Origin of the sequence: Chryseobacterium sp. (genome assembly GCF_008831505.1) — a bacterium.
Lineage (GTDB): Bacteria > Bacteroidota > Bacteroidia > Flavobacteriales > Weeksellaceae > Marnyiella.
On record NZ_CP044507.1, the window covers coordinates 204399 to 217027 of the forward strand.

The window sequence follows — 12629 nt, forward strand, 5'->3', positions numbered from 1 at the left end:
CCTATAAAAATTTAAACAGTTTGTCGTCCGGCTTCCGTACTTTTTTCATCCGCTGAAAATCATCGTCGTCGGCACGGTAACCCAGCGCTAAGGTCACTGCAACTCCTTCAGTGCTGGTGTCAAGCTTTAAAATTTGCTCCAGGACCTCCTTTTTGAAACCTTCCATGGGGCAGGTGTCCACATTTTCCAGCGCGGCAGCAAACATCAGGTTTCCCAGGACAATATAGGCCTGTTTCTCGGCCCATTGCTGTACTTCTATATTTTGAGTGTAGGTTTCAATACCCCGGCGGAACATTTCCATACTTTCCACCGGAACTTCACGGACTTCAGATATATGGCGGAAATAGCCGTCTACATAATGTCCGTCCACTTCCTTTTTTGCAATAATAACGATAAGATGTGAGCAGGTTGAGATTTGTGACGGGTTGTGAAAGGCGGGAATCAGGTTGTTTAACATTTGCTGACTTTCAACCACTACAATTTTGTAAGGCTGCAAGCCTAAAGAACTTGCGGAAAGTTTTCCGGCCTCCAGAATATCCTTCACGGTTTCTGCGGCAACCTTCCGGCTAGGATCAAATTTTTTAACAGAATAGCGCTTCTGTAAAGATTCAATATAGTTCATGAAACAAATATAGGAATTGACGTGTAAGGAGTTGTTATAAAACAGATATTTTACAGGTTTCGAACGGAAATTTGCTAACTTAGAAAATTGGACACACAAGTGCCAGCACCTTTTTCTATGATTCCTGTCTTTTTCCACAAATTTTATTCCGTAACCGACACCTTGTGCAATATCATTCTGTTGTGTTTAATTATGTTGGTTTCAGTTTCGGTTAAAGCACAGATGAGTGAATTTTCTAAAATTGAAGTGAAGTATATGACCACTTTTCTGCGCGACACAACCGACGTGACAAGTAAAAGGCAGGAAATAACGGTGTTGAGGGTTGGCGACAACAGATCCATCTTTAAAAGTGAGATGAAGTTGGTTCGGGATTCCCTTTTAAACGAAAACGAAGCACAGGTTAAACGGGAGGTAGCAATGGGTCAGTTCACCTTACGGATGCCAGGAAATCTACCAAGGGTTGCCTTCAGACCGGAGGTCTACAGGTACGGAGAGAAGATCACTGTCTATGATCAGTTAAGCTTAGACGTGTATTCCTTTGACGCACCCAATGCGCTGAAATGGAACATCACCAAAGAGAAAAGAAAGATTGCAACCTACAACTGCCAGAAAGCGGTGGCGCGGTACGGCAATAGAGATATTATTGCCTGGTTTACCAACGAAGTACCAATGGACGAAGGTCCTTATACCTTCAAAGGGTTACCGGGACTTGTGGTTGAAGTGTATGACTCTAAAAAACATTACCATTTCAGCCTGATCAGTGTGAGGCAATGGATGAAACGGATGACACCACCGCTGCGTAATGTAATACCAGCGACCTACGAACAATTCAGTAAAAAACGTCAGGAGTACCGCGACGATCCTACTGCTTACGTATCCCAAAACGGTATAAAGTTACCGGCACCCGCTAAAGAGCTGCGTGACCTTGCGCGAAGTAACCGTCAGCGGGATAATAACTTTCTCGATTAATCAGAAAAGACCACCGTCCTTCTGGCTTTCAAAATAAGCATCGACCTCCAGTATGGGTGATTGGGCAGCTTTTACAGCCAGCTGGTCGCAGATTTCGTTTTCCACATGCCCGGCGTGGCCCTTTACCCAGTGAAAAGTGGTTTTGTGTGTTTTCAATAACGGTACTAAACGGCGCCACAGGTCGGGGTTCTTCACGTTTTTAAAACCTTTCTTTATCCAGCCATAAATCCATTTTTGGTTAATGGCATCGGAAACATATTTGCTGTCTGTAAAAATGTGGATGTCATTATCCGGCGACTTCAGTTTCTCCAGCGCGACAATCACCGCCATAAGTTCCATACGGTTGTTGGTGGTTAGACGGTAGCCTTTGGAAAAACGCTTCTCGTAGTTCTTTTCCGGAACTTTCATCACAATACCGTAACCGCCCCTGCCGGGATTACCGCTGCAGGCACCGTCTGTGTAGATTTCAATTCTCAGCATTTAATATCAGTTCCTAGAATGCGAAATCGTCATCATCGTCCAGATCGTTCATGGAGGAACCGGAAAGGCCTGAAACTCCGGAATTATCCGGCAGGTCAAAAGCGGCACCCGGCTGGATGGTGGTCTTGATCTTTTCAAAACCGCTGGGTTCGTCCTGCTGTCCGAAATTGGAAGGCTGATAGCCGTACCCGCCACCAAAGAGATCGAGGTCGGCAAATTTCGCGATATTTTTGTGGAAGGATAATCTTACATCCGCTGTGGCACCGTTCCTGTGTTTTGCGATGATGAGTTCTGCCTGGTTTTCGGTTGGTGTTTCCGCACCGTCTTCGTCATTATCCCAAGTGGCGATCTTATAATATTCCGGCCGGAAAATGAAGGACACAATATCCGCATCCTGCTCAATCGCACCGGATTCACGCAGATCCGACAGCTGTGGTCTTTTTCCCGGCCTGGTCTCAACACTTCGCGACAACTGCGACAGGGCAATCACCGGCACGTTCAGTTCCTTGGCGATAGCCTTCAGTGACCTGGAAATCGTGGCAATTTCCTGCTCCCTGTTTCCCGCACCCTTGCCGGAATTGGCGGTCATCAGCTGAAGGTAATCCACCATGATAATTTTTACGCCATGCTGCATTACCAGCCTACGGCATTTTGCACGGAAGTCGAACACCGATAGTGACGGTGTTTCATCAATATAAAGCGGCGCATTTTCCAGAGCTGACACGTTGGAGAACAGTCTTTGCCATTCTTCATCACTCATCTGTCCTTTCCGTAGTTTTTCGGAAGAGATGCCGGTTTCCGAGGCAATCATACGGGTGATAAGCTGCACGGAAGCCATTTCCAGTGAGAAGAGCGCCATGGGAATGTCATGCTGAACCGCAATATTCCTAGCCATAGAGAGCAGGAAGGCAGTCTTACCCATTGCCGGACGTGCGGCAATAATGATGAGGTCGGAATTCTGCCAACCACCGGTTTCTTTATCGATATCGCGGAAGCCGGAGGGGATTCCGGAAATCCCTTCCTTGTCCTTCAGGGATTTTATGGTTTCAATGGCCTGCTTCACCAGCGAGTTGGCCGTGTCAAATCCTTTTTTGATGGTGCCGTTGGTGATCTCAAAGAAGCTTTGCTCGGCTTTATCCAGAAGTTCAAATACATCCGTAGTTTCCTTGTAAGAACTGTCAATAACGTTTGCCGAAACATTGATTAGGCTTCGCAGGATGTATTTTTCAAGTATCACCCGCACGTGGTATTCGATATGGGCACTGGACGAGACGCCCAGAGTAAGTTCAATGATATAATGGTCGCCGCCGGCCTGGCCCAGTTTCTCAGCTTTTTTCAGTTCATTGATGACGGTAACCATATCCACAGGGTGGTTTTCCAGATACATTTTCTGGATGGCTTCAAAGATTGTCTGATGCCGCGGATCGTAAAATACATCAGGCTGCAGCAGGTCTATGGAATAATCCAGTCCTTTCTTGTCGATAAGGAAGGTACCAATGACCAAACGTTCAAAATCCAGCGCATTTGGGGGCATTTTACCGTCTGAAATAGAGAGTTCGCGGGCAAAATTTCCGTGTATAAGAGAGGATAAAGTTTCTTTTTGAGCCATAGTGCAAAGATAGTTTTTTTGCGATGTCTAAGAGAAGTGATTAACTAACATAAAGTGCAGATGCTTGATAAAAGTCTGCACCTGAACAGAATAGGCTGTTGATAAAAAAAATCACCCTGCGGAAGGCGGGGTGATTTACAGAATTGCTTAGTTTAGATTAATCTCTGTTTTTTACCAGGATCCATCCGGAGTACTGCGTTGGTACATCGGTTACAGGGTCGTTCCAGGTTATGGTATACCAGTAAGTTCCGGTTTCCACTTTTTTCTTGCCTGTGCGGCCATCCCACTGGTACAGGTTTTTCTGATTTCCTTCATGGATTTTTGTTCCATAACGGTCATAAACATTTAGGATGAGATTTTTCTTGTGGCCGAGAGCCGAATAATCCAGGTAATCATTAACACCATCGTCATTTGGGGTAATTGCGTTGATGAGGTTTGGAACTGTTACCTCAATAAGTGCAGGGTCGCAGTCGTAGGCATCTTTAACATAAATCATGGCCTGACCACGGGGTACATTGGTGAATACATTGGAGTCCTGCCAGTTGATTCCATCAATTGAATACTGGTAAGGAAGCGTACCTCCTGTAGCAGTGATGGTAATGGTATTGTTTGTAATATCAAGTTTTGTAATTACAGGCGTTGGCGACGCGTACACTTTTACCGTTTGTCTGGTCACACAGCCGTCTGTCGTGAGATCTACCCAATACTCACCGACAGTTACGTTAGGCAGCACTTGTGTAGTAGCACCTGTGCTCCATTGGTAAGCCTGGAAGCCTGGTCCTGCATCAAGGGATGTTCTGTCTTCAACACAGATAATTTTATCCTTAAGGACTGATGAGTACGCAGGCGGTGTAACTACAAGATTGATTTTTGCGATATTCCAGCAGCCGTTTACGCTGATAATTCTGGCGTATACCGTTGTTGAGCTGGACAGGTACACATTCGGGTTGGCAATGCTGTTCGTGTCACTGATCGCGTCCTGAAGTGAAGGGTAGAATTTCTTGGTATTGGGAACCGTAGTTGTAATGTCAGCTGTTGTAAGATCAAACTCAGACATTTGCGGGTTGCCGGGCAGGAAACATTCTGTAAGAGTCGCTTCTTTTACATCAATCGGTGGGTAGAATGCCAGGGTGATGGTAGTGCTCTCTTCACAGCCGAATTCATTGATGTATTTCACGTAAACAATTCCCTGTGCTGACATATAGGCCTGCGCTGCGTTATTGGAAATCTCATTGGTTCCGTTCTGCATATCCGATAAAGTAGGAAAGTACTGAATGGAGGTCATATTCTGAGTTCCGTTATAAACCGTAGCTGTAGTAAGGTCGTACAGCGCTACACCACTTGTGTAGTTGCTGCAGGCAGTAAGTGTTGCCGGTGTCAGTTGGAATGATACATTCTCAAAATTAACTGTTCCAAATTCTTTACATTTACTGATGGGACTGTCCGGGTTGTTAGGGTCCACATAAGAAATTGCATAATGGTATGTTGTAGTGGTATTTACTGAGATTGGATTGACAATCGGGTTATCTCCGGCCAGCAGGTCATTCGTATTCAGGTGATAAGAAACTACAAAGTTTGGATTTCCATTTACGATTTGTGGTGTAAGAGTAGAGAAGTCAAACATCTGTGGGAACTCGCAAAGCTTTACGGTCCCGTCAAAATTTTGTCCCGGTTGCTGGAAAGGATAGGGCTGAATGGCAGGATCGTCAAAAGGTGAAAGTAACTCGGCAGTACCGCTCCACTGCAGGGTAAAGCCGTTGGTTGATTCACTATAATTATCTACGACAAGATAATAGGTTTGGCCGGGCAGTACATCAAGATATCCACTCCACTGAACTTGCACAGCAGGATGAACTACAGTTAGACTAAGACCTGTAGGACCGTCTACACCCGAATAATTACATCTTATTGGCGCACCAGCACCAATTCCTACTTGCGAGCATGGAATATTGGGTCCATAAACTGCGAAGTCATAGTCATCATCAGGGTCGTTGGGGTTAATTGTAAAGGCCAGTGTACCTGCCGATCCGGCAGTAAACTGATACCAAACGGTCATGTTTTCGTCACTGTACATACATCCCCCAAGTTCTTCATCAACAAGACCGATGCCCGAAGGTGTATAAGAAATATTGGAGTTTCCGCATACGGGAATTGCAGATATACAGTCTGACTGACCATAGCTGAAAGCCGATATTATAATTAATAAGGAGAGTAAAAGTTTTTTCATGAGGTTCCGGGTTATTTGGTTAATGTTGTTAAAACGGATTCATTGAAAGAGGCGTAATATTCCGCGATTTCCATTCCCCAGTTTGGGTCCGTTTTAGTTTTAGGTGTAAAAGTCCTGAACTTCTTCAGTGCTTCCTTATAAAGTTCAATACCTTCAGTCTTACTGCCTCCCTTATCTGCCGAAGTATGATACTTAAGTTCTGCCCTAAGCAGTGCAGCTCTCGGATTGTTAGCATCAAGTTTTAATGCCATTGCCAGGTAGTCAGCAGCCATTTTTCTGTCCTTTTCCGAGTTTTTTAAAGCAGCTTTTTGTGCGTGAAGCATTCCAAGTAACGCCACAAACTCTACATTGTTCAATTGCTGTTTGGTAACAGGTGAAAGATACTTAAGGCCAGTTACAGGGCCATCCAGTGCGGCATCAGATTTTCCCTCCTTCACGTAGGCCTGGCTTTCCTTCAGGCAGTTAAGGGCCGTATAGTAAATAGGCTGCCAATGGCTGTTTCCGTTACCAGCCAGGCTGGCAAAACTGTATCGGAGATTAGTAAAGTCCTGTACCGTGGTGGCAGTCTTCATTTTTCCGAGATTTTCAAGCATCTGCTTTTCGTAATTGCCTTGTGCACTGACGATTGCAGCAAAAGCAAATAAATAGAAAGTAATTAATATTTTTTTCATGTCTAAAAAGTAATGTCATCAAAATTAGATATTTATTACGTAATCAACAAACTTTTCCTTTTTTAATGTGAAATCGTAATGAGACTAATACTCCATCTGCCTTAATTTCTTATTTCGGCTCACTGCCAGTGCTATAAGAAGGGTCATCGTTCCTCCAAAGACTACCGACCGCACCACACCCAGCAATTTAGCTGCCAGGCCACTTTCAAACTGTCCCAGTTCATTACTGCTCATAATAAAAATTGAATTCACACTCAGTACACGTCCGCGAATTTTTTCAGGAGTTTTAAGCTGCACGATCGTTCCGCGGATCACTACTGAGATTCCATCCAGAATTCCGCTGAGCACAAGGAAAAAGAAAGAAAGCCAGTATAGTCTGGACAGACCAAATCCTATGATACAGAGGCCGAATCCCGCTACGGCAAAAAGCAGGATTTTTCCCTGGTTTCTGCGTAACGGCACAAATGCCAGCGTGACGATAATAATCATGGCTCCGATGTCGGGAGCAGCGTTCAGTAACCCGAATCCTTCGGAACCTACTTTCAGGATATCACTAGCGAAAACGGGGATCATGGCCACCGCACCGCCAAAGAGTACCGCAAACATATCCAACAGCAAAGCACCGAGAATCTCTTTTGTTTTGTAGATGTACTGCAGCCCCTCTTTCATGCTTTCCATCACTTTCATCTTTTCGCCCTGATTTTCACTGTGGTGTTTGTTGATGAACCAGAAAAAGAGCGAAGCCAGAAACATAAGGGCTACAATAATAAAGAGCGTTCCGGAAATATCAAACCAATGAATGAAGAAGCCGCCCAGTGCATGTCCGGAAACCGAAGCGGTTAGGAAAGTGGCCTGGTTCAGGGTTACTGCCGCCGCCAGTTTCTTTATTCCGACTACTTTTGGAATCATGGACGGAACCAGCGGACCAATAAATGCGCGGCAGATGCCGGTGAAGAAAACAGTTCCGTAAATGAAATAAGTAATTTCCCGGTTGGTAAGCGTGTGGGTACCCTCGGCAAAAAAAGCCAGTGCCGCCAGAAAACCGATCAGGATGACATAAGCATAATTGCAGATGAGCAGCAGCCGTTTTTTTTCGGTATTGTCTATTACGTGACCGGCATAAAGTGCTGAACTCACGGCCGGAATGACTTCGGAAAGACCTATGAGGCCAATTGCGAACGGATCTTTGGTGAGTTGATAGACCCACCATCCTAAAAGTGTAGCCAGCATCCGGAAGGAAAGGACAAGGAAGAAACGCCCTGCCATCAGGTTCCTGAATTCCGGTATTTTCAGGGTTTGAACCGGTCGGAAAGAAATCATTCGGCAAATATATAAATGGGGGAGTTAAAATAATCTATCAAATGAAGCATTAACATATGCACATTTCTTATTTTGTTATTTTTGCCATATGAACTGGATTATACTGATTATCGCTGGGCTTTTTGAAACAGGATTCGCCACGTGTCTGGGAAAAGCGCAGGAAACCGAGGGCCGTGAAAGTCTGTACTGGTGGCTGGGCTTCGGCAGCTGCCTTTTTATTTCCATGTTCCTGATGTACAAATCGATAAGTGGAGAAAACGCAATTCCCATCGGCACTGCCTATGCAGTTTGGACGGGAATTGGTGCGGTAGGCGGTGTACTGGCCGGAATATTCATATTCAGCGAGCCGGCCACCTTCTGGCGGATTTTCTTTGTAATTACGCTTATTGCCTCTGTGGTAGGGCTAAAAGCAGTATCCTCTTAAATATTCACTTTATTCGTTACTTGTCGCTTTGGTAGAACTGATGACAATTGCTGCCACACCCACTGCTCCAATTACATAAGCGGCAGTCTGGATCTTGGCATTCCTGAGATCTTTGGATTCTTTTACGTTCTTTTTGGCGATGGAGACGCGTGTGGAATCTCTTTTAGTGGAATAACCTACGATGCTGTCAGCGGTTAGGTTGGAGAACAGCATTTTTTTGGTTTCAGTGCTGTTTTTCAGTTTGAAACTGTAAGGTTTTCCGGCTCTGAGGTTGGAGAAATTATTCTGATTTACATCGTCGGAATATTTTGTAGTCGCGCAGGACGAAAGGGCAAAAACACCGGCCAGTAAAATTGATTTAGAGGATAAAGATAGTCTCATTGGATTTTTTTGTTTGCTCAAATTTATAAATTTTTTTCACAAGAGCAGGAACCTCTGCCAAATTGCGCTTAAATTTTATATCCGGTTAAGAGATCGGCAATCTGTCTGTCATTGGCCAGTCGGGGGATCTTATTCTGTCCGCCCAGCTTTCCTGCCGCTTTCGCATATTCGTGGAAAGCATTGCGGGAAAGGCGTGTAATTTTCAGCGGCTGCAGCACATTGCCTGTGATAAGGTCATTATAATAAGTGTTCCGCCGGCGCATTTCTTCATCCAGTTTCTGGCTGAATGCACTCAGGTCCTCAGGCTCTTTTTCAAATTCAACAAACCATTCATGGTAAGGCAGTCCAACCTCGGGAGTAACCTGTGGAGCCAGATGAAACTCGGTAATCTGTGCAGGGAGATTCTGGACCGTGGATTTCAGTGCTTCTTCCACTTCGAAGGCAATCACATGTTCCCCAAAAGCCGATGTATAATGTTTGGTGCGTCCGGAAACCATGATGCGGTGCGGGTTTTTACTGATGAAACGGACTACGTCGCCAATAGAATATCTCCAAAGTCCGGAGTTGGTGGTAAGTATAAGTGCGTAATCTTTGTTGAGTTCTACATCTTTAAGCGTAAGCCTTGTGGCCTCCGGCTTGCCATATTCTTCCAGTGGGATGAATTCGTAAAATATTCCATGATCGGTTAGCAGCAGTAAACCTTCCTGCTGATAATCATCCTGAAAGGCAAAAAATCCTTCGCTGGCAGGGAAGGTCTGGATAATGTCCACCTCACCGCCCAGAAGCTCTCTCATCTTTTCACGGTAGGGTTCGTAGTTTACTCCACCTGTTACAATAAGCTGCAGATTGGGGAAAAGTTGGGTGATTTTCCTGCCGTTCCTTTCAATGAGTTTTTCAAAATACATGATCAGCCAGGGTGGTATCCCGGAGATAAGCGTCATGTTTTCCTTTTCGGTTTCCACAGCGATCTGGTTCACTTTGGCTTCCCAGTCGTCGATCATATTGGTATCCCAGCTTGGCAGTCTGTTTTTCTGTAAGTAGGCGGGGATATGGTGAGCTACAATTCCGGACAGCCTGCCTGTTTTGATTCCGTACACCTCTTCGAGTTCGGGGCTGCCCTGCAGGAAGATCATCTTGCCGTTTACGAAATCGGCATTTCCTTTTTTTGCGATATAGTGGAAGAGTGCACTCTGCGCGCCTGCCAGCTGAAAAGGCATGCCTTCTTTAGAGATTGGGATGTATTTTGAACCGGACGTGGTTCCGGATGTCTTTGCGAAATATAAGGGAGTGTCGCTCCAGAGGATGTTGCGCTGCCCTTTTTTCATCTTTTCAATAAAGGGGCGCAATCCTTCGTAATCAGTAACCGGAACTCTTGCCTGAAAATCCTCAATTGAATGTATCTCTTCAAAATGATGCTGTCGGCCAAAAAGTGTCTTTTCGGCAGTACGCACCATCGCAAGTAACTGTTCCTCCTGCCTGGCTTCAGCATTCAGTTTAAAATCCCGGGTTTTCTTTACATGATTACCTGCCCAAATCTGTGCGGCTTTTTTCTTTAGGAAATTTAGCATAAGGCAAAAGTAAAGAAAGTATCCTGATCTTAGGTTACCAACAAAGAGCATCCGACAGAACTGCCGGATGCTTTAAGGTGGTGTTGATGTTCTATCTCACAAGATTGTTCTTTTTCAGCTGGTCCCCAAATTCGCGCTGGAAACGGACGGCATCTGCCTGGAGCTGTTTCAGGAGTTCTGCCTGGTTAACGGGTTCGCGCAGGGAGCGTCCGCCATAGTTGGTGAAATACTGCCTGCCGTTGGCATTAGTTACCTCGTATATGGTAGCCTGCAAATTAGGTACTTCAATGCGTGATACCTGCATCATGTTCATTCCCGCAGTGCCACCCAGTGCTGTGAGGTCGTTCGCCAGTTCTTTGTTGCCCAGCTCACCCAATCGCCATCCTCCATCTGCCTGACTGGTGCCGATAACTGTTACCACGGCATTGTCCGCTACAAGTGGAGTGGAAAGGCGGCGCGAATCTTCCAGCATTGTGGCTATGGAGTCACGCTGGTTTTGTATTAGCCGTTCAAAGTTTAAGGTCATTTCCGGTACTGCCTTACCCGGCGCTGATCTTTCCAGTGCGGCTGCATCAATACCCAGGTTAAATTCCTTATAGTTCTTTACCAGTGATAACAGGTCATTTTTTCCTTTCATAACGGCCTCCTCAGAGGTTTTGAAGAGATTTTCCTTTACAGGCTGGTTACCGTCATTATTGTTCATGCCCGAATTTTTATTGCAGGACGTCAGCAAAAAAGTAAGCAGTCCGGCTAAAAGTATAAATATAGTATTTTTCATGTCAGATATTTTTTTGATTATTTCTTAGCGATATCGTACCAGGTAGACCAGTGTGTTGAAGTCCCGGGAGGGTTCTCGTATTCTTCATAGGTGATGAACCTTTCCTGGCCCGAGCAGGGTGCCCATGGATCGTTCAGGGCCAGATAGCGCGTACCATTCAGGGTAATATATCCTTTTATCACAAGTACATGCCCTACAACACCGGGAGTGCCATAAGCGTAGCCCATAGGTTTTTTAGCACAGAAGATCTGTTTTTTCAGGGCATCCCAGCTAAGTGCGGTATTGGTTTCCGTGAATTTCAAACCTGCAAAATCCAGCTCCAGCCAGCCCGGCTTGTTGCACGCCGAGTTTTTTGGACAATTGCTCCCCTGATTCTGAGGTGTACAGCAGTTATTCATGCTGAATCGGTGATTGGCAAGGCTGCATTGTGTTACACTGATTGCAAAATGCTGGGCAAGCATTTGCGTGGTAGCCGCCCAGCACCAGTTGTTGGTTTCCTGCGGACGCAGAGTATTAGCCACATTACCGAGGGTTTCCGGTTTACAGCAGCTGCTTAGGATGAGCAGCAAGGCAAAAAATCCCATCAACGCGTTTTTGAAATCATTTTTCATCGTATTGTTTTTTTTGTGTTTCCTACTCTGTTGGCTTTTCGGACTCCGCCATTATTTTATGTAAAATTAAATGGAAGAGCGGAAAAAAATACAGGAAAAACACTTATTTTATAAATAATATTCATAATCGTGTGTTCAGATATTAAAAAAAAGCTGCTTCATAAGGAAGCAGCCTGATATTGATTTTTCAGATTGGATGTTTTATCTGGTGCAGTTTGCAGTCCAGGTCTTACCGTCTTTTGTGTAGAATATATCCAGGTCGTTATTGTCAATCTTGATGTAACTGGTACCGGTTGATCCTACGCTTACGAGTGTATTGTCGCCGGTTTGCTGAAATTCTATTCCGTTAAGGTCAGGAATTCCGTTCGAGAACTTGAAGTTGTACTTGGTTCCGCTCGCGATCTTTGTAACAAAGACTTTTCCGTCGGCAGTGTTAATGTTATTGCTGCCGTCCACATAGGAGATACTGCCGTTATAAGTTCCGGCAAAGAAATCATTGTCTGCAGGATCATCATCGCGGCTGCACGATACAATTACGAATAGAGAAAGAATGAGGATGCCAAATGTTTTCAGGAGGTTTTTCATACTAAAAATTTTATGTTAAGTTAATGTTATTTTGCTAGAGGATGGCGCGGAGGCCTTGGCGGTCTTGGTGGCGCGTCCGGTCTGCGGGGTCTATCTCCCGGATACAGTTTTTGTCCGTCCGGTGTGATAATATAAGGTCTTTCGCCCGGTTTTGGTGGTGCAGGTCTCGCCTTCTTCGCCTTTTTATTCTTAAGAAATTTAGGCAGCGGTGGCTTCGGAGGTTTGGGCGGCAGTTTTTGAGCCGATGTATATCCTAAACCCAGTACGATAAGCATTGATGTCAGAATATTTTTCATAATACAGATATTTTAAGCGCTACAGATTCAAAAAGGATGCAAATCTGTGCAGCGGTGTAAATTCTGAATACACTGCATGAAATTTTGT

General features: G+C 45.0%; 14 protein-coding genes. 2 read left to right on the top strand and 12 right to left on the bottom strand.

From position 1 onward, the window contains the following. Position 1: 1 nt before the first annotated feature. Positions 2-622 (bottom strand): NAD(P)H-dependent oxidoreductase, encoded by a 621-nt coding sequence (locus F7R58_RS00960; protein ID WP_158063160.1) that lies wholly within the window; start codon positions 620-622, stop codon positions 2-4. A gap of 117 nt (positions 623-739) precedes the next feature. Between F7R58_RS00960 and F7R58_RS00965 the strand changes: the two genes are divergently transcribed. Then, positions 740-1591 carry a GLPGLI family protein gene (locus F7R58_RS00965; protein ID WP_158063161.1) on the top strand — a complete coding sequence of 284 codons (852 nt, stop codon included), beginning with the start codon at positions 740-742 and terminating at the stop codon, positions 1589-1591. On the opposite strand, the gene rnhA is transcribed toward F7R58_RS00965, so the two are convergent. The 5 genes from rnhA to F7R58_RS00990 form a co-directional block, all read right to left on the bottom strand. Next, positions 1592-2068 (bottom strand): ribonuclease HI, encoded by a 477-nt coding sequence (rnhA, locus tag F7R58_RS00970; protein WP_158065327.1) that lies wholly within the window; start codon positions 2066-2068, stop codon positions 1592-1594. It lies immediately after the preceding gene. A 16-nt stretch (positions 2069-2084) separates the two neighbouring features. Further along, positions 2085-3680: a replicative DNA helicase gene (gene dnaB / locus F7R58_RS00975; protein ID WP_158063162.1), complete on the bottom strand. Its 1596-nt coding sequence runs from the start codon at positions 3678-3680 to the stop codon at positions 2085-2087. A gap of 157 nt (positions 3681-3837) precedes the next feature. Continuing rightward, positions 3838-5907 (bottom strand): gliding motility-associated C-terminal domain-containing protein, encoded by a 2070-nt coding sequence (locus tag F7R58_RS00980; RefSeq protein ID WP_158063163.1) that lies wholly within the window; start codon positions 5905-5907, stop codon positions 3838-3840. An 11-nt stretch (positions 5908-5918) separates the two neighbouring features. After that, positions 5919-6578 (bottom strand): tetratricopeptide repeat protein, encoded by a 660-nt coding sequence (locus F7R58_RS00985; protein ID WP_158063164.1) that lies wholly within the window; start codon positions 6576-6578, stop codon positions 5919-5921. A gap of 84 nt (positions 6579-6662) precedes the next feature. Next, on the bottom strand, positions 6663-7898 hold the full coding sequence (locus F7R58_RS00990) for an MFS transporter (RefSeq protein ID WP_158063165.1): 1236 nt from the start codon (positions 7896-7898) through the stop codon (positions 6663-6665). A gap of 88 nt (positions 7899-7986) precedes the next feature. Between F7R58_RS00990 and F7R58_RS00995 the strand changes: the two genes are divergently transcribed. Then, positions 7987-8322, top strand: coding sequence for a DMT family transporter (locus F7R58_RS00995; RefSeq protein ID WP_158063166.1), 336 nt, complete (start codon positions 7987-7989; stop codon positions 8320-8322). A gap of 9 nt (positions 8323-8331) precedes the next feature. Here F7R58_RS00995 and F7R58_RS01000 read toward each other — a convergent pair whose 3' ends face one another. The 6 genes from F7R58_RS01000 to F7R58_RS01025 form a co-directional block, all read right to left on the bottom strand. Continuing rightward, positions 8332-8703 (bottom strand): hypothetical protein, encoded by a 372-nt coding sequence (locus tag F7R58_RS01000; RefSeq protein ID WP_158063167.1) that lies wholly within the window; start codon positions 8701-8703, stop codon positions 8332-8334. 68 nt (positions 8704-8771) lie between these two features. Then, a complete protein-coding gene (locus F7R58_RS01005) occupies positions 8772-10271 on the bottom strand; it encodes a GH3 auxin-responsive promoter family protein (protein ID WP_158063168.1) in 1500 nt (499 codons plus the stop codon). A gap of 91 nt (positions 10272-10362) precedes the next feature. Further along, a complete protein-coding gene (locus tag F7R58_RS01010) occupies positions 10363-11049 on the bottom strand; it encodes a hypothetical protein (RefSeq protein WP_158063169.1) in 687 nt (228 codons plus the stop codon). 17 nt (positions 11050-11066) lie between these two features. Next, on the bottom strand, positions 11067-11660 hold the full coding sequence (locus F7R58_RS01015) for a papain-like cysteine protease family protein (protein WP_158063170.1): 594 nt from the start codon (positions 11658-11660) through the stop codon (positions 11067-11069). Between the two features lie 201 nt (positions 11661-11861). Next, a complete protein-coding gene (locus F7R58_RS01020) occupies positions 11862-12245 on the bottom strand; it encodes a hypothetical protein (protein ID WP_158063171.1) in 384 nt (127 codons plus the stop codon). A gap of 26 nt (positions 12246-12271) precedes the next feature. Beyond that, positions 12272-12541: a hypothetical protein gene (locus tag F7R58_RS01025; RefSeq protein ID WP_158063172.1), complete on the bottom strand. Its 270-nt coding sequence runs from the start codon at positions 12539-12541 to the stop codon at positions 12272-12274. Positions 12542-12629: the final 88 nt, after the last annotated feature.